Origin of the sequence: Pseudosulfitobacter pseudonitzschiae, assembly GCF_002222635.1 — a bacterium.
In the GTDB taxonomy this organism is placed as follows: domain Bacteria; phylum Pseudomonadota; class Alphaproteobacteria; order Rhodobacterales; family Rhodobacteraceae; genus Pseudosulfitobacter; species Pseudosulfitobacter pseudonitzschiae_A.
The window spans coordinates 286,427-306,251 of sequence record NZ_CP022416.1; the positions used below are offsets into that span (position 1 = coordinate 286,427).

At 59.1% G+C, this 19,825-nt stretch carries 17 protein-coding genes and 1 riboswitch; of the genes, 10 read left to right on the forward strand and 7 right to left on the reverse strand.

All coding sequences use genetic code 11. From position 1 onward, the window contains the following. The first annotated feature begins 6 nt into the window (after positions 1-6). The 6 genes from SULPSESMR1_RS18965 (at position 7) to nrdF (ending at position 6,342) form a co-directional block, all read left to right on the forward strand. On the forward strand, positions 7-1,053 hold the full coding sequence (locus SULPSESMR1_RS18965) for an L-idonate 5-dehydrogenase (RefSeq protein WP_089422632.1): 1,047 nt from the start codon (positions 7-9) through the stop codon (positions 1,051-1,053). A 10-nt stretch (positions 1,054-1,063) separates the two neighbouring features. After that, positions 1,064-2,119: an Ldh family oxidoreductase gene (locus tag SULPSESMR1_RS18970; protein WP_089422633.1), complete on the forward strand. Its 1,056-nt coding sequence runs from the start codon at positions 1,064-1,066 to the stop codon at positions 2,117-2,119. A 149-nt stretch (positions 2,120-2,268) separates the two neighbouring features. Continuing rightward, positions 2,269-2,460, forward strand: a riboswitch (cobalamin riboswitch). A gap of 93 nt (positions 2,461-2,553) precedes the next feature. Next, positions 2,554-2,775, forward strand: coding sequence for a glutaredoxin-like protein NrdH (gene nrdH, locus SULPSESMR1_RS18975; protein WP_089422761.1), 222 nt, complete (start codon positions 2,554-2,556; stop codon positions 2,773-2,775). A 14-nt stretch (positions 2,776-2,789) separates the two neighbouring features. Next, the gene (gene nrdI / locus SULPSESMR1_RS18980; protein WP_089422634.1) at positions 2,790-3,206 is read left to right on the forward strand and encodes a class Ib ribonucleoside-diphosphate reductase assembly flavoprotein NrdI; all 417 of its coding nucleotides are present in this window, start codon (positions 2,790-2,792) and stop codon (positions 3,204-3,206) included. Between the two features lie 68 nt (positions 3,207-3,274). Beyond that, a complete protein-coding gene (gene nrdE / locus SULPSESMR1_RS18985; protein ID WP_205387985.1) occupies positions 3,275-5,356 on the forward strand; it encodes a class 1b ribonucleoside-diphosphate reductase subunit alpha in 2,082 nt (693 codons plus the stop codon). 8 nt (positions 5,357-5,364) lie between these two features. Continuing rightward, a complete protein-coding gene (gene nrdF / locus SULPSESMR1_RS18990; protein WP_089422636.1) occupies positions 5,365-6,342 on the forward strand; it encodes a class 1b ribonucleoside-diphosphate reductase subunit beta in 978 nt (325 codons plus the stop codon). A 15-nt stretch (positions 6,343-6,357) separates the two neighbouring features. On the opposite strand, the gene metH is transcribed toward nrdF, so the two are convergent. From metH to SULPSESMR1_RS19020, 6 genes are all read right to left on the reverse strand, one after another. After that, positions 6,358-9,072 carry a methionine synthase gene (gene metH, locus SULPSESMR1_RS18995; protein WP_089422637.1) on the reverse strand — a complete coding sequence of 905 codons (2,715 nt, stop codon included), beginning with the start codon at positions 9,070-9,072 and terminating at the stop codon, positions 6,358-6,360. After that, positions 9,069-10,115: a homocysteine S-methyltransferase family protein gene (locus SULPSESMR1_RS19000; RefSeq protein WP_162791890.1), complete on the reverse strand. Its 1,047-nt coding sequence runs from the start codon at positions 10,113-10,115 to the stop codon at positions 9,069-9,071. Before SULPSESMR1_RS19000 ends, metH begins: the two co-directional genes overlap by 4 nt. A gap of 134 nt (positions 10,116-10,249) precedes the next feature. After that, the gene (locus tag SULPSESMR1_RS19005) at positions 10,250-11,041 is read right to left on the reverse strand and encodes an NAD-dependent epimerase/dehydratase family protein (RefSeq protein ID WP_089422639.1); all 792 of its coding nucleotides are present in this window, start codon (positions 11,039-11,041) and stop codon (positions 10,250-10,252) included. 10 nt (positions 11,042-11,051) lie between these two features. Beyond that, on the reverse strand, positions 11,052-12,332 hold the full coding sequence (locus SULPSESMR1_RS19010; protein ID WP_089422640.1) for a TRAP transporter large permease: 1,281 nt from the start codon (positions 12,330-12,332) through the stop codon (positions 11,052-11,054). Beyond that, positions 12,333-12,851, reverse strand: a complete 519-nt coding sequence (locus tag SULPSESMR1_RS19015) for a TRAP transporter small permease (RefSeq protein WP_089422641.1) — start codon at positions 12,849-12,851, stop codon at positions 12,333-12,335. It lies immediately after the preceding gene. A 66-nt stretch (positions 12,852-12,917) separates the two neighbouring features. After that, positions 12,918-13,892, reverse strand: a complete 975-nt coding sequence (locus SULPSESMR1_RS19020; RefSeq protein WP_089422642.1) for a TRAP transporter substrate-binding protein — start codon at positions 13,890-13,892, stop codon at positions 12,918-12,920. A gap of 157 nt (positions 13,893-14,049) precedes the next feature. Between SULPSESMR1_RS19020 and SULPSESMR1_RS19025 the strand changes: the two genes are divergently transcribed. The 4 genes from SULPSESMR1_RS19025 (at position 14,050) to SULPSESMR1_RS19040 (ending at position 17,782) form a co-directional block, all read left to right on the forward strand. Further along, a complete protein-coding gene (locus tag SULPSESMR1_RS19025) occupies positions 14,050-14,805 on the forward strand; it encodes a FadR/GntR family transcriptional regulator (RefSeq protein WP_089422643.1) in 756 nt (251 codons plus the stop codon). Between the two features lie 72 nt (positions 14,806-14,877). Beyond that, on the forward strand, positions 14,878-15,783 hold the full coding sequence (kdgD, locus tag SULPSESMR1_RS19030; protein ID WP_089422644.1) for a 5-dehydro-4-deoxyglucarate dehydratase: 906 nt from the start codon (positions 14,878-14,880) through the stop codon (positions 15,781-15,783). Beyond that, the gene (locus SULPSESMR1_RS19035; protein ID WP_089422645.1) at positions 15,780-16,919 is read left to right on the forward strand and encodes a mandelate racemase/muconate lactonizing enzyme family protein; all 1,140 of its coding nucleotides are present in this window, start codon (positions 15,780-15,782) and stop codon (positions 16,917-16,919) included. The genes kdgD and SULPSESMR1_RS19035 overlap by 4 nt, the downstream gene beginning before the upstream one ends. Further along, a complete protein-coding gene (locus SULPSESMR1_RS19040; protein ID WP_089422646.1) occupies positions 16,916-17,782 on the forward strand; it encodes an amidohydrolase family protein in 867 nt (288 codons plus the stop codon). Before SULPSESMR1_RS19035 ends, SULPSESMR1_RS19040 begins: the two co-directional genes overlap by 4 nt. Positions 17,783-17,887: 105 nt before the next feature. On the opposite strand, the gene SULPSESMR1_RS19045 is transcribed toward SULPSESMR1_RS19040, so the two are convergent. Further along, on the reverse strand, positions 17,888-19,285 hold the full coding sequence (locus SULPSESMR1_RS19045; RefSeq protein WP_089422647.1) for a phosphomannomutase: 1,398 nt from the start codon (positions 19,283-19,285) through the stop codon (positions 17,888-17,890). Positions 19,286-19,825 lie beyond the last annotated feature (540 nt).

A 19,825-nucleotide genomic window follows, 5' to 3' on the forward strand; every position in this document is an offset into this window, starting at 1 on the left:
CCTGTCATGGAAGCCCGAGTTTGCCGCCTGTATGGTGAGAACGACATTCGCATCGAAACCGCAACTGTGGCTGATCCCGGCCCGGGTGAGGTGCTGTTGGCCCTTGCTGCGGGGGGCATCTGCGGGTCGGATCTGCATTATTACCAGCATGGCGGCTTTGGTCCGATCCGTGTGCGCGAACCGATCATTCTGGGACATGAGGCATCGGGCACCGTGGTTGCCGTGGGGCCGGATGTGACGGGTCTTGCAGCCGGAAATGCGGTTGCGATCAATCCCAGCCGTCCATGTGGTAAATGCGAATATTGCCACAAGGGTCTGCCGGTGCATTGCCTTGAAATGCGTTTTAACGGATCGGCCATGCGGATGCCGCATGAACAGGGGCTTTTCCGCGATCATATCGTGGTCGAAGCACGCCAATGTGTGCCGGTTGGTGTTGGCGTCAGCCTGAACGAAGCCGCCTGCGCCGAGCCGCTGGCCGTTTGTCTGCACGCACGCAACCGCGCCGGTGATTTGCAGGACGCGCGCGTGCTGGTGACAGGGGCGGGGCCAATCGGCACGCTTTGCGCCGCTGTTGCAATCGAGGCCGGTGCCGCCGAGGTTGTTGTGACCGACCTGCAAGACTTTACGCTGGAGGTTGCCCGCCGCATGGGTGCCACGCGCACCGTGAACGTGGCCACCAACGCCGCCGATCTGGATGTCTATGCCGAGGGCAAAGGGTATTTCGACGTAGCCTTTGAATGCTCGGCCGCGGCCCCCGCGATCAAATCCGCGATCACCTGCCTGCGCCCGCAGGGGCGTTTGGTGCAAGTTGGTGTTTCGGGTGACGTTCCGGTGCCGCTGAACATGCTTGTGGGCAAGGAAATCTCGTATTGCGGCACCCAGCGGTTCGACACCGAATTTGCCGATGCGGTTAACATGATCTCGGAGCAGCGCATCGACGTCACGCCGATCATCACCGGCACCTATCCGCTGGACCGCGCCATCGAAGCCTTTGAGGCGGCTGGAAACCGGTCTGGCGCGGTGAAAGTTCAACTCAGCTTTTCCAACACATAAGGGCACCGATATGAACACAGCGACATTCAAACGTGACGATCTTTTCAATCTGGCCCTGACCCTGCTGACCAATGCGGGGCTGGAACCGGCCAAAGCCGAAGTGGTCGCCGAATTGTTGGTGCAGACCGATGAGTTGGGCGTGACCACGCACGGCACGTCGATGGTGCCCTATTACCTGCCCGAGCTGAAGGCGGGGATGATGACCTCGGAGGGCAGCTATGAGGTGGTGCAAGACCGCAAAGTGACGATGGTTTGGGATGGCACCTATCTGCCCGGTCACTGGCTGATGCAGCAGGCACTGGATGTGTGCATGGCGCGCGCGACCGAGTTCGGGATGGCGGCCCTGTCGATGCGGCGCGCGCACCATATCGGGTGTCTGTCGACGCTGACGCGCATTGCGGCAGATCGCGGTTTTGTGTGCTATATCGCCACCTCTGATCCGTCAGGCAAATGGGTGGCCCCCTATGGCGGGACCGAACCGCTGCTGACGCCGAACCCTTGGGCCATCGGTTATCCATCGCGCGAGCATCCGGTTCTGATCGACACCTGCGCGTCGATCACCACGGTGTCCAAAGTGCGCGAGCTGATCAACACCGGCGTCCAATTCGCCCATCCTTGGATGCTGGATGCGGCGGGCAATGCCACGACCGATCCCAATGTGATCAACGCCGATCTGCGCGGCAGCATCCAGCCGGTGGGGGGCAGCGATCATGGTCATAAGGGCTTTGGTCTGGCGTTGATGGTCGAGATGCTGTCGCAGGGATTGTCGGGCCACGGTCGCGCCGAAGAACCCGAACGTTGGGGCGGCAATGTGTTTTTGCAGGTCATGGACCCCGAAGCATTTGCCGGAAAAGAGGCGTTTGAACGCGAGGTTTCGCACCTGAACGATCTTTGCCGCGCAAACCGCCCGCTTGACGCTGCCCGCCCCGTCCGCGTTCCCGGCGACCGCGCCAGCGCGGCGCTGAAAGCAGCCCAAGGGGGCACAGTGCGCTTGCCACAAGAAGTCTTTGCGCGCCTTGAACAAAGCGCCGCAGAATATGGCGTGTCAATGCCGTCGATGTGCTGAGGCCCTTTGACGGATCAGGCTGCAAAAGCCCCGTACCCACGAGAATAGAAAGCGACAAGAGCGGCTGAAAAAGCGGCCCTTTAAATTTTGTCCACAGGTAATTCGCGGCGCGCGGGTATCTACATGTTGACATCTGCCCCCCATGACACCCAAAATGATGTTGCTTTGGTTCCGGCGATTCATCTCGTCGGTGAAAAGGGAAGCCGGTTAAAATCCGGCGCTGCCCCCGCAACTGTAAGCGGCAAGTCGACGTCCGATACCACTGGTGCAGCCGCATCGGGAAGGCGGGCCAAGACGTTCGAGCCGCAAGTCAGGAGACCTGCCAAAGCATGAAAGATGACGCCGTGGCGGAGGGCCCGGACGCGCAATCGGGCACGAAGGTGTCTGTTTTCGTGTCCCCTCCGTTCGGGTTTAAACCACAAAGGGACAGCCAAATGACCATCACCGTCTATTCCAAACCGGCCTGCGTTCAATGCACCGCCACCACCCGAGCGCTTGAGGCGCGGGGGATTGCGTTTTCCGTGATCGACCTGACCGAAGACGCCGCCGCGATGGAAGTGGTGCAAGGGCTGGGTTACCGGCAGGCACCTGTGGTTGTGGCCGGCGACGATCATTGGGCCGGTTTCCGCCCCGACAAAATCAGCGCAATGATCTAGGGCAGGCGGAGCCGGTGGGGGGACTGATCTATTTCTCGTCGCGGTCCGAAAACACGCGTCGTTTTATTGATCGCACGGGGCTGGCGGCCCTGCGGATTCCGGTGGATGACGCGGATGCGATGCCTGTGTCCGACGGCCCCTTTGTGCTGGTCACACCCACCTTTGCCGACGGGCAGGGGCGGGGTGCGGTGCCCAAACAGGTGATCCGCTTTTTGAATATCGCACACAATCGTGCGCTGTTGCGCGGGGTTATCGCCTCGGGCAACCGGAATTTCGGTGCCACCTATGCAATGGCCGGTGATGTGATCGCCGCCAAATGCGCGGTGCCGGTGCTGTATCGTTTTGAACTGGCGGGAACCGACGGGGATGTCGACCGCGTGACACATGGATTGGACAGGTTTTGGAAAACGCAACTCTCGACCGCGAGCTGACCGACAGCGCGCCCGCACGGGCGGTGCCTTTGGAATGGCAGGGGCTGGATTATCACGCGCTGAACGCGATGCTGAACCTGTACGACGACAACGGGCACATCCGGTTTGACGCCGACCGCATGGCCGCGCGGCAGTATTTCTTGCAGCATGTGAACCAGAACACCGTGTTCTTTCATTCGCTGGACGAAAAGCTGGATTATCTGGTGGCCGAAGGGTTCTACGAAGACAGCGTGCTGACCCAATATGACCGTCCGTTCTTGCACCGCATCTGGGCGGCGGCCTTTGCCAAGAAGTTCCGCTTTTCGACGTTTCTGGGCGCGTTCAAATATTACACCAGCTACACGCTGAAAACGCTGGACGGAAAACGGTACCTTGAACGGTTCGAGGACCGTGTGGTGATGGTGGCGCTGGCCTTGGCGCGTGGCAGTGAAGACGATGCCATGCGTTTGATGGAAGAGATTATCGACGGGCGTTTCCAACCCGCGACGCCGACGTTTCTGAACGCGGGCAAGGCGCAGCGCGGCGAGCTGATTTCGTGTTTTCTGCTGCGGCTTGAGGACAATATGGAAAGCATCGGGCGCGGGATCAATTCGGCGCTGCAACTGTCGAAGCGCGGTGGTGGCGTAGCGTTGATGCTGACGAATATCCGCGAACACGGCGCGCCGATCAAAGGCATCGAAAATCAGTCTTCGGGTGTGATTCCGGTGATGAAGCTGCTGGAAGACAGTTTTTCCTATGCCAACCAGCTGGGCGCACGACAGGGGGCGGGGGCGGTTTACATGAACGCGCACCATCCCGACATTTTGCGGTTCCTGGACACCAAACGCGAGAATGCGGACGAGAAAATCCGCATCAAGACGCTGTCGCTGGGTGTGGTCGTGCCCGATATCACCTTCGAGTTGGCCAAGAAGAACGAAGATATGTACCTGTTTTCGCCGCATGACGTGGAAAAGGTGTACGGCGTGCCGCTCTCGGATATTTCGGTGACCGAGAAATATCACGAGATGGTGGCCAACCCCAAGATACGCAAGAAAAAGATCAACGCCCGTGCGTTTTTCCAGGCGGTGGCCGAGATCCAGTTCGAATCGGGCTATCCCTACATCATGTTCGAAGACACTGTGAACCGCGCCAACCCCATCGAGGGGCGCATCGCCATGTCGAACCTGTGTTCGGAAATCTTGCAGGTGAACGAGGCTTCGCAGTTCAATGACGACCTGAGCTACCAGCACTTGGGCACCGATATTTCGTGCAATCTGGGGTCGCTGAACATTGCCCGCGCGATGGACGGCGGCAATCTGGGTGGTACGGTCGAGGTGGCGATACGGGCGCTGAATGCTGTATCGGAACTGTCGTCGATAGAGTCCGTGCCATCGGTGCGGCGCGGCAATGACGAAAGCCATGCCATCGGGCTGGGCCAGATGAACCTGCACGGGTTTCTGGCGCGCGAACGCATTCACTATGGCAGTGTCGAGGGCGTGGATTTCACCAACATTTATTTCGCCACCGTACTGTTCCACTGTCTGCGCGCATCGAATGCGCTGGCGCGTGAACGCGGGCGCAGTTTTGCAGGCTTTGCGCAGTCGCAATATGCCGATGGCAGCTTTTTCGACAAATACGTCGAACGCGATTGGCTGCCCGAAACGGATAGTGTGACGGCCTTGTTTGACCGGTTCGGCGTTGCGCTGCCGACGCGTGCGCAGTGGTCTGAATTGCGCGATGCGGTGATGGCCGACGGGCTGTTCAACCGCAATCTGCAAGCGGTGCCGCCGACGGGGTCGATCAGCTATATCAATAATTCGACCTCGTCGATCCATCCGATCACGTCCAAGGTCGAAATCCGCAAAGAGGGCAAGATCGGGCGCGTCTACTATCCGGCGGCATTCATGACCAACGACAACCTTGAGTATTACAAGGATGCCTATGAAATCGGCCCCGAGGCGATCATCGACACCTATGCCGCAGCCACGCAGCATGTGGATCAGGGGCTGTCGCTGACCCTGTTTTTCAAGGACACCGCCAGCACCCGTGACATCAACCGTGCCCAGATCTATGCGTGGAAAAAGGGCATCAAAACAATTTATTACATCCGCCTTCGCCAGATGGCGCTGGAAGGAACCGAGGTGCAAGGCTGCGTCTCTTGTTCGCTGTGAGGACCGCAATGAAAGACATGATACATGCCCGCCCCGTGCCACGTGCGATCAACTGGAACCGTTTGCAGGACGACAAGGATCTGGAAATCTGGAACCGTCTGACGGTGAATTTCTGGCTGCCGGAAAAAATGCCGCTGTCGAATGACATTCAAAGCTGGTCGCAACTGACCGAGGAAGAACAGCGGCTGACGATCCGCGTGTTTACCGGCCTGACGCTGCTGGATACGATCCAGAACACCGTGGGTGCGCCTGCGCTGATGGCTGATGCGGTCACGCCGCATGAAGAGGCCGTTTTGACCAATATCGCCTTTATGGAAGCGGTTCATGCGCGGTCTTATTCGTCGATATTCTCGACGCTGTGTTCGACCGCCGAAGTGGACGAAGCGTTTCGCTGGTCAGAGGAAAACGCGCAGTTGCAGCAGAAATCACGGCTGATCCTGGATGAATACGACGCCACCTCGAACCCGCTGCGCAAGAAGGTCGCCAGCGTGTTTCTGGAAAGTTTCCTGTTCTATTCCGGTTTCTATCTGCCGATGCACTGGTCCAGCCGTGCGCGACTGACCAACACCGCCGATCTGATCCGGCTGATTATCCGCGACGAAGCGGTGCATGGCTATTACATCGGCTACAAATTCCAGCGTGCGATGGAACGGCTGACCGAGGCCGAACGGGCAGAGATGAAGGACTTTGCCTTTTCGTTGATGTTCGAGCTGTACGAGATTGAAACGCGATATACCGAGACGCTGTATGACCCGCTGGGGCTGACCGAGGATGTGAAAAACTTCCTGCATTACAATGCCAACAAGGCGCTGCAAAATCTGGGTTTCGAGGCGCTGTTTCCCGAGGAATTGTGCAAGGTGAACCCCGCGATCATGGCAGCCCTCAGCCCGAATGCGGACGAAAACCACGACTTCTTTTCCGGCTCGGGATCGTCCTATGTCATTGGCAAGGCGGTCGCGACCGAAGATGCGGATTGGGATTTTTGACGCAATCGCCGCCGGTTACTCGGCGGCGATTCCATTTTGCGCGGTCGGGACATAGTTCAGGACTGGCGCAAGCCAGCGTTCCATATCCTCCATCGTCATACCCTTGCGGTTGGCATAGTCCTGCACCTGATCCCGCTCGACCTTGGACACGCCAAAATAATAACTGTCGGGATGCGCGATATAGAGGCCCGAAACCGATGATCCGGGCCACATTGCCATGCTTTCCGTCAACTCGACGCCGGTTGCGGCCTCGGCGTCCATCAGGCTGAACAGAGTCAGTTTTTCGGTGTGGTCCGGCTGCGCCGGATAGCCGGGAGCGGGGCGGATGCCTTGATAGGGTTCACCGATCAGCTCGTCGGGGGCAAAACCCTCGTCGGGGGCATAGGCCCAATAGTCGCGGCGCACGCGCTGGTGCAGCATTTCGGCCATGGCCTCGGCAAAACGGTCGGCCAGAGCCTTGACCAGAATGGCGGAATAGTTGTCGTTCTGGGTGTCGAAGCGTTTGGAAATCTCGGCTTCTTCGGCGCCTGCTGTTACCACGAAGCCACCGACCCAATCGTCGGTGCCTGCGGGAGCCACGAAATCGGCGAGTGCCATGTTGGGGCGTCCCGGTCGCTTGGCGTGTTGCTGGCGCAGGGTGTGCAGGGTGGTCAGCGGGTTTTTGCGCGTGTTGTCGGTGAACAGCTTGATGTCGTCGCCTTGGGCATTTGCGGGCCAAAAGCCGACGACGGCGCGCGGGCCGAACCATTTTTCGTCAATGATCCGCTTCAGCATGTCCTTGGCATCGACAAAGAGCGCGCGGGCCGCTTCGCCCTGCTTCTCGTCTTCGAGGATTTTCGGATAGACGCCTTTCAGCTCCCAGGTGCGGAAGAACGGTGTCCAGTCGATGTATTCCGCGATTTCAGCCAGATCCCAGTCGTCGATTGTCTTGGCACCGGTGAATTTGGGCGCGGGCACGGTGTAATCGCTCCAGTCGATCTTCATCGCATTGGCGCGCGCCTCGGCCAGTGGCACGCGTTTCTTGGCGCGTTCGGCACGTTCGTGGCGCTCGGTCACTTCGATATAATCGGATTTGATTCCATCGACATAGGCGGCCTTGCGATCCTCGCTGAGCAACTGGCTGACCACGCCCACCGCGCGGCTGGCATCCAGCACATAGATTGCCTGCCCACGGGTGTAGCGCGGGGCGATCTTGACGGCGGTATGCACCTTGGACGTGGTGGCACCGCCGATGAGCAGCGGGATGTCGAAGCCTTCGCGCTCCATCTCGGCGGCCATGTGGGCCATCTCGTCAAGGCTGGGCGTGATCAGGCCGGACAAGCCGATGACGTCGACATTTTCATCGCGGGCGATTTGCAGGATCTTTTGCGGCGGGACCATCACGCCAAGATCGATGATCTCGTAATTGTTGCAGGCCAGAACGACGCCGACGATGTTCTTGCCGATGTCATGCACGTCGCCCTTGACCGTGGCCATCAGAACCTTGCCTGCGGTTTCACGACCGACACCGCCGTTCAGGCGCTTTTCTTCCTCCATATAGGGCAGCAGGATCGCGACGGCCTGTTTCATCACGCGGGCCGATTTGACCACCTGCGGCAGGAACATCTTGCCCGCGCCGAACAGGTCACCAACCACGTTCATTCCGGCCATCAACGGGCCTTCGATCACATGCAGAGGACGTTCTGCTTGCAGGCGCGCCTCCTCGGTGTCGGCTTCGATGAATTCGGTGATGCCGTTGACCAGCGCGTGTTCCAGCCGCTTTTCGACGGTCCAGTCGCGCCATGCCAGATCGCGCACCTTTTCCTCGCGCGCGCCGCCGCGAAAGCGTTCGGCAATTTCCAGCATCCGTTCGGTCGCGTCGTCGCATCGGTTAAGCACCACATCTTCGCACCGTTCGCGCAGGTCGGGGTCGATCTGGTCATAGACGGCCAGTTGCCCTGCGTTGACGATGCCCATGTCCATGCCCGCCTGAATGGCGTGATACAGAAACACCGCATGCATCGCTTCGCGCACGGTGTCGTTGCCGCGGAATGAGAACGACAGGTTCGACACCCCGCCCGACACATGGGCATGGGGCAGGTTCTGGCGAATCCAGCGGGTGGCTTCGATGAAATCGACGCCGTAGTTGTTGTGCTCTTCGATGCCAGTGGCGACGGCAAAAACGTTTGGGTCAAAGATGATGTCTTCGGGCGGAAAGCCGACTTCGTCCACAAGGATCCGGTAAGCGCGTTCGCAGATCTGGGTTTTGCGCTCGCAGGTGTCGGCCTGTCCGTCTTCGTCGAAGGCCATGACGACCACCGCAGCACCGTAGGCCAGACAGAGACGCGCGTGGTGGCGGAATGCGTCTTCGCCCTCTTTCATGCTGATCGAGTTGACGACGGATTTGCCCTGCACGCATTGCAGGCCCGCTTCGATCACCTCCCATTTGGAGCTGTCGATCATGATCGGCACACGGGCGATGTCGGGTTCAGAGGCGACGAGGTGCAGGAACTCGACCATCGCGGCCTTCGAGTCGATCAGCCCCTCGTCCATGTTGATATCGATGATCTGTGCGCCGTTTTCCACCTGATCGCGCGCCACATCGAGAGCCGCGGCATAGTCGCGGTTGGTGATCAGTTTGCGAAAACGGGCGGAGCCGGTGACATTGGTGCGCTCGCCGACGTTCACGAAGGGGATGTCGGGGGTCAGGACAAAGGGTTCGAGGCCCGAGAGGCGGAGGTAACGGGTCATGCGGCCACCTTTTCACGCAGTTTGCGGGGGGCGTATTGGGCCACGGCATCGGCGATGGCCTTGATGTGGTCGGGCGTGGTTCCACAGCAGCCGCCAACGATGTTTACCAACCCTTCGGCGGCGAATTCACCGACCTGACTGGCGGTTTCGTCCGGGCCTTCGTCATATTCGCCAAAGGCATTGGGCAGGCCGGCGTTGGGGTAGGCGCAGATCAGCGTGTCGGCGACACCGGCCAGTTCGGCGATGTGCGGGCGCATTGCAGCGGCCCCAAGGGCGCAGTTCAGCCCGACGGTAAAGGGGCGGGCGTGGCTGACAGAATGCCAGAAGGCGGTGGGCGTCTGGCCCGACAACGTGCGCCCCGAGGCATCGGTGATGGTGCCCGAGATCATCAGCGGCAGCTTTGCGCCGTGTTCCTCGAACGCTTCATAGCAGGCAAATATCGCGGCCTTGGCGTTGAGCGTGTCAAAGATGGTTTCGATCAGGATCAGATCGGCACCGCCCGCGATCAGCCCGCGTACCTGCTGGCCATAAGCCACGCGCAGATCGTCGAAGGTGACGGCGCGATAGCCGGGGTCATTCACATCGGGACTGAGCGAGGCGGTGCGATTGGTTGGGCCCACGGCACCGGCGACAAAGCGCGGTTTGCCGTCGATCGCGGTGGCTCGGTCCATCGCGCGGCGGGCAATACGCGCTCCATCGGCATTCAGGTCGTGAACGGCGTCTTCCATGCCATAATCGGCCTGCGCGATGGTGGTGGCGGAGAATGTGTTGGTCTCGACGATGTCGGCACCGGCCATGGCAAAATTGAAATGGATTTCCTCGACCGCATCGGGCTGGGTCAGGATCAACAGATCATTGTTGCCCTTTTGCGGGAGTTCGGAGTGGTGCCTGCACACATGGCCCGAGCCGTGCCCCGCGTAATCCTCTTCGGACAGGCCAAGGGTTTGGATTTGCGTACCCATCGCGCCATCAAGGATCAGGATGCGGTCGTGGGCCAGTGCGGCAAGCTGCCGTGCGGTGTCGGTTCGGGTGCTGTGTGTCATGGCGCACCTATACCGCATCAACGAGTAGGATTGAAATTCATAATACTACGAAAGAATATGAATTCGGCGCATGATGATAGTGCGGTCCAGCCATGTGCGCCCTTCGGCCAAAGGACCGGAAGGGCGCGTTCGGTTTAATCCTTGTGGATCGGCTCGGCTGTGAACAGACCACCCTGATAGACGCTTTGCGGTGCATCGGCGGGCGGGCAGGGGGTTGCTTCGATCTCGGCGCGGAAGGCTTCCGAGTTGTCCTTGGGCCGCCAGCCGATCAGCTTGGCGGTGTCGGTGTTCCACCAGCCAAGATCGTTGTCGGACACGCCCCAGATGATCGGACAGCCCAGCATCGGCGCGCGGAACACGCATTCGATCAGCGAGATGAAATCGTCGGGCGACATCCATGTGGCCAGCATCCGCCGGTCGCGGGGCTTTTCAAAGCACGACCCGATGCGGATCAACGCGGTCTCTTGGCCGAACTTGGAATGGTACATCGACGCCATCGCCTCGCCAAAGCATTTGGACACCCCGTAGAGACCGTCGGGCTTCATCGGGTCGGTGACGTTCAGCACTTCGTCTTGTCGGTAATAGCCGATGGTGTGGTTCGAGGTGGCGAACAGAATGCGGGGCATGCCGTGGGCGCGGGCGGCCTCGTAGAGGTTGTAGACGCCGGTGATATTGCCGCGCTGGATCTGGTCCCACGATCGTTCGACCGACACGCCACCAAGATGCAGGATGGCATCGCAATCCTTGACCAGATCGTAAACAGCGGCTTCATCACCCAGATCGCAGGGCACGACTTCTTCGTCGGGGCCTGCGGGGTCCATGTCGGAGATGTCGGACAGGCGCAGCACGTCGGCCATGTGGCCCAGGCGGGCACGGGCCAGTTTGCCAAGGTTTCCGGCGGCTCCGGTGATCAGCAGTCGTTTCATAATATCCTCTTTATTTCAGCAAGTTCGGTAAGGTCATCGAGATCGCGGGCACATAGGTGACCAGCAGCAGCGCAAACAGGATTGCAAGATAGAAGGGCCAGATCGTCTTGACCGCTTCCTCGATCCTGATCCCGCCGACAACGCAGCCGACGAAAAGACAGGCCCCCACAGGTGGCGTACACAGGCCAAGCCCGAGGTTCATCATCATGATAACGCCGAATTGCACCGGGTCCATGTCGATGCCGACGACGACGGGCAGAAAGATGGGGGTGCATATCAGGATAAGGGCGGCCATATCCATGATCATACCCAGAACCAGCAACGTCAGGTTCAGCAGCAGCAGGATGACCAGCGGGTTCGTCGACAGCGAGGTCACGAAGGTCGCCAGATTGTCCGGCACGCGGTAAAGCGCCAGCAGATAGGCAAAGGCCGACGCGGTGGCCACCAGCATCATCACCAGTGCCGTGGTGCGGACCGAGTTGATGACCGCCGCCTTGAAGCCTTCCCATGTCAGTTCGCGGTAGACGAAGATGGTGACGAGCAGCGCCCAGATAGCGCCAAAGGCACCGGATTCTGTCACGGTCATGACGCCCGATAGCACGCCGCCGACGATGATGACGGCTGTGAGCAGACCGGGAATGGCTACGGCAAAGCTGATCAACAGGGCGTACCAGCCGGGAAATTCCTCGGAGGGGTAACCGCGTTTGACAGCAATCCACCATGCCACGACGCCCAGACACAGGCACATCAGGATACCCGGCACCACACCCGCGAGAAACAACTGCGACACCGACACGCCGCCACCTGCTGCGACGGCAAACAGGATCATGTTGTGCGAAGGCGGGATCACCACACCCGCGACCGATGATGTAACAGTGACGTTGACCGCATAATCCGCGTCATAGCCTTTTTCCTTCATCACCGGCATCAGGATCGCGCCCAAGGCCGAGGTGTCTGCCACGGCCGAACCGGAAATGCCGCCAAACAACATGGACGAGGTCACATTGACCACGCCCAGCCCGCCACGGACCCTGCCCACTGCGCTGGCGGCCAGCCGGACCAGACGGCCCGCGATGCCGCCTTGCATCATCAGGTCACCTGCAAAGATGAAGAACGGGATCGCCAGCAGGGAAAACACCGAAATGCCCGACAGGATGCGTTGAAAGCCGATGAACAACGGTAAGCCTTCGTAGACGAAGCCGGCGACAGTGGCGAGGCCAAGGGCGAAGGCCACCGGCATCCCTGCGATCAGACCAAGGGCAAAAATGCCAAAAAGAAGTGCAAGGCCCATTTAATGCTCCATAGGGTCGATGCCGCGCGCAAGGTCGGCAAGGTGGACAAGGGAAAACAGCACGCTCAGAACGCCGCAGATGACCATTGGAACGGCCCTCCATCCTTCGGCGATGCCCAGCATCGGAATACGGCGGCGCCATGTTTTTTCCGCCAGATCAAAGCCCTGCGCGGCAAGGTAGTAGCCAAAAATAATGACCCCGATCACTGCGACCCAGCGCAGGGGAACACGGATTGGCATGGGCATCATCTCGCGCAGGAAATCGACCGAGAGGTGGGATTTGGTCCACACGCCAACAGCGCCTCCCAGAAAGGTGATCCAGACCACCAGCAGCAGGGCCGCCTGCTCCACCCAAGTGGGTGTGTCGTTCAAAACGTAGCGACCGAAGACCAACCATCCGAAGATCGCGATCAAAAACACCATCTGCGTGCCGGCGACGATCATGCAAATCCGCGCGATGGTGTCGAGGATGCGGGTGATCGGGCCCCGCGGCCCGTCGAAATTGGTCAGAAGTGGCATGAAGGCCTCCGGGGAAACGCAAGACCCCGATCCGTTGCACGGACCGGGGTATCAGGAACCAAGGGATCAGTTGGTCGACTGAATGTCAGTGATCAGGACTTCAAGGTCGGGATTTGCCTTGATAAAACCCTCGTAGACGGGCCCCATTGCATCCTGAAACGCTTTGGGATCAGCCACTTCATTGATCTCTACACCCGCTGCCTCGACTTTGGCGCGGCTGACTTTTTCACGTTCGGCCCAAAGTGTGCGCTGCTCTTGCGCGGCGGCGACGGCTGCGGCCTTCACGATGTCTTTGTCCGCGTCCGAAAGCCCGTCCCATGTGGCGGTCGAGACGCACAAACACTCGGGGATGATCAGGTGGTTGGTGATCGAGTAGTATTTGGCGACCTCGAAGTGGTTCGAGCTGTCGTAGGAGGGATAGTTGTTTTCAGCCCCGTCGATCACGCCGGTTTTCAACGACTGGTAAACTTCGCCGTAAGCCATTGGTGTGGCGTTACCGCCCAGCTGGTCGACCATGTTGACGTACAGATCGTTGTTCATCACGCGAAACTTCATGCCTTCGACGTCTGCAGGTGTCTCGATCGGTTTTTTGGTGTTGTAGAAAGACCGCGAACCGCTGTCGAACCACGACAGGGCAACCAGACCTTCGGCAGCAAGCGCATCCGAGAAACGCTGGCCGATCTCACCGTCCATGACGGTGTGCATCTGATCGACATCGCGAAAGATGAAGGGCAGTGACAGCACGTTGGTCGCCGGAACGATCTGGCCCATCGGACCCATATTGAAGTTGGCGAAATCCAGACCGCCGTTGCGGACCTGTTCGATGGCGTCGGGCTGATCGCCCAAAACCGCGTTGTGGTAGACTGCGGGAGTAATCCGGCCCTCGGTCTTGTCGGCGACTTCCTTGGCGAACGTCTCGAGCGCGATCGAGTTGGGATAATCCTCGGGGTGAATGTTCCAGCCACGCCATTCATCTGCCATTGCCGGTGCGGCAATGAGGGCAGCGATGGCACCGGACAGTACGATACGGGTAAATGTCATATTAAATCCTCCCAGATTTTTGTGGCGGTTCATGGCCGCCGATGGGGCGATGTATGCGGAATCATATGTTAGATTGTCAACACATATGATGAATTTAGCCACGATTTGACAAATTCCCCGCAATGTCGCTTTAGTCTTTGGGAAAAGGAGTCTCGTTATGGCCACCACACCCGCAGGCAAAACGCCCTCATCGCGTCATGCGTCGCCGCGTGCGCGCGGCAATCTTGTTGCCGAAGTTGTCGTACAGCTGCGCGACCAGATCGCGAGCGGCACCTTTGCGGTTGGAGATAAGCTGCCATCAGAAGCGCGGCTGACAGATGCGTTTTCAGTGTCCCGCACCGTGATTCGCGAGGCCATCGCGACATTGCGCGCCGATGGTCTGGTTGAGCCGCGTCAGGGCGCGGGCGTTTTTGTGCTAGAGCCCGCAGACCCCGAAGTGCGCCCGTTTCAAGTGGTGGACGTGGACAAGATTTCTTCTATTATTGAGGTACTTGAGCTGAGAACCGCTGTTGAGATGGAGGCCGCGGCATTGGCTGCGGTTCGCCGCTCTCCCGCGCAAGAAGAAGAGATCTATCAGGCCGAGGCGCAGATTCGCGCCCTTGCGCAGAGCGGTGAACCAACGACCGAAGCAGACTTTCGCTTTCACCGCGCGGTGGCTTTGGCCACGAACAATCCCCGCTTTGTCGAGTTTCTGGACGTGATGGGCAAGACTGTGATTCCACGCTCGAATCTTGAGGCGGCAGGGCGACAGCGCAGCTCTGACAGCTATATCGCGCTGATCTCTGCCGAACATCGCGCCATTGCCGATGCCGTCGCCCAAGGCGATGCCGAGGCCGCGCGCGACGCTGTGCGCCATCATCTGCGGGGAAGCCAGCAGAGATATCGCAGTCTTTTGCGCGACTCATCTAAATAGATCATACAAGTTGTTGACATACATCTGTTGGGTCAGCTACCCCTGAGACAAATTGCAACACCGGAGCATACTATGGACCCGAATGATCTCAAAACGTCCCTCGGTTCGGGACTACTGTCTTTTCCTGTCACCCCTTTCGGCGCGGATGGTGCGTTCAACCGCCCCGTCTATGAGGACCACATAAGCTGGCTGTCGCGATATCCTGCCGCCACGCTGTTTGCAGCAGGCGGCACTGGTGAATTCTTTTCGCTGAAACCTTCCGAGATCCCCGAGATTGTCACGGCGGCCAAAGCATCGTCGGGGTCGATCCCGATTGTTGCGGGCTGCGGATATGGCACCGAGATTGCAGTCGATATCGCGCAAGCGGCCGAAAAAGCCGGTGCCGATGGCATTCTGTTGATCCCCCACTATCTGATCGACGCTCCGCAAGAGGGTCTTTACGCGCACGTCAAACGGGTTTGTCAGTCGATTGGTATCGGCGTGATGGTCTACAACCGCGACAATTCCATTTTGCACCCCGACACGGTGGCGCGGCTGTGCGACGAATGCCCCAACCTGATCGGGTTCAAGGACGGATCTGGCGATATTGGTCTGGTGCGTCAGGTCACTGCCAAAATGGGCGACCGTCTGATGTATCTGGGTGGTATGCCCACCGCCGAACTGTTCGCCGAAGCCTATATGGGTGCCGGTTTCACTACCTATTCGTCGGCTGTGTTCAACTTTGTTCCCGGTCTGGCGATTGAATTCTACGACGCTTTGCGCGCGGGCGACCGCACCCGTTGCGAAGAGATTTTGAATGGTTTTTTCTATCCGTTCATGGAAATCCGCAACCGCAGCAAGGGCTACGCCGTCTCTGCAATCAAGGCGGGCGTGCGCCTGCAAGGGTTTGATGTGGGACCGGTACGGTCACCGCTGACCGATCTGACCGAAGCGGAGATGGACATGATGGAAAAACTGATCGGAACGCACAAGCGATGAAGATTGCAGCGGTTCGCACGCATCTGCTGGAACACCGGCTTGATACCGCGTTCGAGAGTGCGTCGATGCGGTTCGACCGGCGCCAACACCTGCTGGTCGAGGTCATTTGCGAGGATGGCACGACCGGCTGGGGTGAATGTCTGGGACCGGCCCGCGCCAACCGCGCTGTGGTGGAAACCTATGCGGGCTGGCTGGTCGGGATGGACCCGCTGGAAACGGAAAAGATATGGGCGGTGCTTTACAATGCGCTGCGCGATCAGGGGCAGCGGGGGCTGCCTGTCACAGCGCTGTCGGGCATCGACGTGGCCCTGTGGGACATCAAGGGCAAGCACTTTGGTGTGCCGGTCTCGACCCTGCTTGGCGGGCGTTTTCGCGAGTCGGTCAAAGCCTATGCCACCGGTGGATTCAAACGTGACGGTGTGGACCGTGTGACCGACAACACCGAAGAGGCCGCGCGCCACCGTGCTGCCGGATTCCACGCAATGAAGATCAAGATCGGTTTCGGGTTTGACGAAGATCTGGCCGTGATCCGCGCTGTGCGCGCGGCAATGGGCGATGACATGCGTCTGATGATCGACGGCAATCACGGCTATGACACGGTTGAAGCGATCAAGGTTGGCCGCGCAGCCGCCGAATACGACATAGACTGGTTCGAAGAGCCGGTCACGCCCGAACACCTGTCGGCCTATCGCGAGATGCGGACCATGCAGCCGATTCCGATCGCAGGCGGCGAAACTTGGCACACCCGTTGGGGGATGCGCGAACCGGTCGAGACGCGATGCGTTGACATTCTGCAACCTGATCTGTGCGGTTGCGGCGGTTTTACCGAGATGAAGCGGATCGCCGATATGGCAGCGTTGCATAACATCCGCGTGGTGCCGCATGTCTGGGGAACGGCGGTGCAAATCGCAGCGTCGTTGCAATTTATGGCGGCAATGGTGCCCAACCCTGTGCGACTGAACCCGATCGAGCCGATTGTGGAGTTTGACCGGACAGAAAACCCATTCCGGCAGGCGGTGATCACCACGCCGATTGAACATGAAAACGGCATTGTCCGTATTCCCGATGGCCCCGGTTTGGGGATCGAAATCAATCGCGCCACGCTGACCGAGTTTGCCGCAGGAGAAGACGCATGATCGACCGCAAGCTGACCGGAGCAAAGCCCGCCATTACCCTACCAAAGGGGACGGTGGACACACAGTGCCATATGTACCTTTCGGGATATCCTTCGTTGCCCGGTGGCCCGCCGAACCCTGCGGATCCGTTGCCGACGCCGGATATGTATCTGCGCATGGCCGAGTGGCTGGGCATCGAGCGGGTGGTGATCACCCAAGGCAACGCGCAACAGGGTGACAACAGCAACCTGATCGCTTGCGTGAAACAACTGGGTGAGATGGCACGCGGGGTCGCGGCCATTTATGCAAGCACCACAGACGCCGAGATGCAGGCCATGACCGACGCCGGCATTGTCGGCGCGCGGATTATGGACTTGCCCGGCGGTGCCGTCGGGCTGGATGCACTTGAGGCGGTGGACGCCAAGGCTGCGGCTTACGGTTGGACGTTGGCAGTGCAGTTTGACGGGTCGGACATTCTGGACCACGAGGCCCGTCTGGCGGCGCTGCAAAGCCGTTGGATTCTGGACCATCACGGCAAGTTCTTTCGCGGGGCTGCGCCAGATGGCCCCGAGATTGCTTGTGTCAAACGTCTAATTGACGGCGGGAAATGCTGGTACAAGCTGGCCGGGTGCTACGAGAGTTCATTAACCGGCGCCCCCGATTTTTCCGACATTGCAGCGATAACGCGCGCGGTGGTTGGCCACACCTCGGATCGGGTGATTTGGGGCACAAACTGGCCGCACAATCTGGCCAAAACCACGGCAGAGTATCCTGACGACGGCGCGCTGCTGGACGTGGTGCTGGGCTGGGTGCCAGAACAAGACCGCACCAAGGTGCTGGTTACAAACGCAGAAGACTTGTTTGGCTTTCCATCGGTTAACTGATGACATTTTACTGAATGCGCCATCACATGGCCCCTTAACCAAGGAATGACGGCCATATGGATGACCAACTTCGGTTCGTGCTTCGAAGCAAATTGGGCCTGTTCATCAAGTCAACCTGTCGCGCAATGCGCTAAGATGTGTCTCTAAAAGTGTGACTGCGGCCTGATGAGTGTTGGCTTCGGTGTAGCAACGAAACTCGGGGGCGTTGCCAGAGGGGCGCAAGTGGATGACGTCACCGCCTCGAAACGTCACACGCAGGCCATCTTTATTGTCGACAGCAACCTCGGGTGGCATGGAGGCGAAAAATGCGGCGCGGTAACCGGCGTCTTGTTTCATTTGCTTCAGAAACAATTCCGATCGGTTCTGGTCAACGCCCTGCAGGCGGTCTGCAGCGGTAAAACAAGGCGGCAGGGCAGCAGCGATTTCGGCGATGGTCACTCCAGCGGCACGGGCTGCGGCCAACGGAGTCAGAAGCGGTAGCAGGCCGTCACGGGTCATTAATGGAGCGAGCGAGCCGTTTGGACCTGCAGCCTTAAAGCCGAGCAAAAAGCCGCCATTTGCTTCGTAACCGACCACTTTGGCCTCAATATCTGCGTCTAGAATGTCCTCCATCGCAGCGATGACATAGGGAGAGCCAATGCGGGTGCGCCGATTGGTAGTGAAGCAATCCATTTGATTGATCATTGAGTTTGAAGAGACTGGAGTACACAGGATATCCGCCCCCAGCGCCCGGGCGGTAATTGGACCAAGCACGTCACCGGCGATTATGGCGCCATTGGCATCGATAAGCATTGGCCGGTCAGCATCTCCATCGGTGGAAATCAATGCATCCAGCGCATTGACGGTACACCAGGTTGCCAGTTGACTGCGGGTTTCAGGGGCGACCGCTTCGGTGTCTACGGGGATGAATGTGTCAGACCAGGCTAGCGGGACTGGCGTACCACCACAGCCTTGCACCACAGCAACCATTATTTCACGAGCAACAGAGCTGTGCTGGTAGACACCAATGCGCAGGCCCGAGAGCGCGTGACTGCCAAAGGCGTCAGTGTAGCGCGCGATATAGTCATTGGCGCAGGTAAGATTGACTTTCTCGTCACCCTTGCGTTCGGGCAGATCGGGCAGGTGGTCTAATAGCGCCAGTATTTGGGTTTCATCTTCTTTTGAAATCTCCCCGACCGGAAGATAAAATTTCAATCCATTGCGGTCGGCCGGGATGTGGCTGCCGGTAATCATCACGGCACCACATCCTGCGTTCATCGCGCCCAAGGCAAGCGCTGGTGTGGGCACATGACCGCAACGCACAGCGGTTAGCCCGCATTCACAGATCGTTTGAAGTACCATTTCAGCGATAGCAGGCGACGAAGGGCGCAGATCCCACCCTACGTGCACAGCTTCTCCTTGCGGGCATGCCGCGACAAAGGCCCGCACATAAGAAGCAATTAGCTCGGGTGTCAGTTCAGTGACAAGACCACGTAGGCCGCTGGTGCCAAATTTAGGGGGCATATAGCGAGATTTCTCCTCTCGAAACTTAGTTGGTGCCATACTAGGTCCGCGGCAACAAACACACCACCAATCATACGCGGGTTCTTTGGCAAATTACACTGGTGGACAGGCGGGAAGGCGCAGGCAATGTGGCGTTGTGCTTTCAAGGCTTGAGCCCGTCGCCTATGACACCTTGCAAGCGGTTGGCAATGTGCTCCAATGTTATGGTCAGCCGTACGGCGGAATAAAAAGGGTTCATTCTACAAAGGTGCACAAACTTGGCCAAGGGGGCCGAGGTCTGGGCCCCTCGGGCTGAGCCAACGAGAGACAGAAGATGCGACGTCCCATCCCGATCAGCCGCAAATCGAACGGCCCTACCAATTGCCAAAGTCATGGAAGCAAGGCCTAGAGGGTATTGACAAACCACTGTCAGAGAAGGTTACACCACTGGTCCAGCGCCTCGGCCGAGACGTTTGGGCACAAGTTTTTCGCCAATCTGCGGAGGTGCGAGTTGCCATTGCAGGGAACCAGTCGCGCATTGTGGCACTATGAGCGATTCTT

Coding starts and splice junctions, on each gene's coding strand:
- SULPSESMR1_RS18965 (WP_089422632.1), top strand. CDS start 7: ATGGAAGCCCGAGTTTGCCGCCTGTATGGTGAGAACGACATTCGCATC.
- SULPSESMR1_RS18970 (WP_089422633.1), top strand. CDS start 1,064: ATGAACACAGCGACATTCAAACGTGACGATCTTTTCAATCTGGCCCTG.
- nrdH (WP_089422761.1), top strand. CDS start 2,554: ATGACCATCACCGTCTATTCCAAACCGGCCTGCGTTCAATGCACCGCC.
- nrdE (WP_205387985.1), top strand. CDS start 3,275: ATGCTGAACCTGTACGACGACAACGGGCACATCCGGTTTGACGCCGAC.
- nrdF (WP_089422636.1), top strand. CDS start 5,365: ATGAAAGACATGATACATGCCCGCCCCGTGCCACGTGCGATCAACTGG.
- metH (WP_089422637.1), bottom strand. CDS start 9,072: ATGACCCGTTACCTCCGCCTCTCGGGCCTCGAACCCTTTGTCCTGACC.
- SULPSESMR1_RS19000 (WP_162791890.1), bottom strand. CDS start 10,115: ATGACACACAGCACCCGAACCGACACCGCACGGCAGCTTGCCGCACTG.
- SULPSESMR1_RS19005 (WP_089422639.1), bottom strand. CDS start 11,041: ATGAAACGACTGCTGATCACCGGAGCCGCCGGAAACCTTGGCAAACTG.
- SULPSESMR1_RS19010 (WP_089422640.1), bottom strand. CDS start 12,332: ATGGGCCTTGCACTTCTTTTTGGCATTTTTGCCCTTGGTCTGATCGCA.
- SULPSESMR1_RS19015 (WP_089422641.1), bottom strand. CDS start 12,851: ATGCCACTTCTGACCAATTTCGACGGGCCGCGGGGCCCGATCACCCGC.
- SULPSESMR1_RS19020 (WP_089422642.1), bottom strand. CDS start 13,892: ATGACATTTACCCGTATCGTACTGTCCGGTGCCATCGCTGCCCTCATT.
- SULPSESMR1_RS19025 (WP_089422643.1), top strand. CDS start 14,050: ATGGCCACCACACCCGCAGGCAAAACGCCCTCATCGCGTCATGCGTCG.
- kdgD (WP_089422644.1), top strand. CDS start 14,878: ATGGACCCGAATGATCTCAAAACGTCCCTCGGTTCGGGACTACTGTCT.
- SULPSESMR1_RS19035 (WP_089422645.1), top strand. CDS start 15,780: ATGAAGATTGCAGCGGTTCGCACGCATCTGCTGGAACACCGGCTTGAT.
- SULPSESMR1_RS19040 (WP_089422646.1), top strand. CDS start 16,916: ATGATCGACCGCAAGCTGACCGGAGCAAAGCCCGCCATTACCCTACCA.
- SULPSESMR1_RS19045 (WP_089422647.1), bottom strand. CDS start 19,285: ATGCCCCCTAAATTTGGCACCAGCGGCCTACGTGGTCTTGTCACTGAA.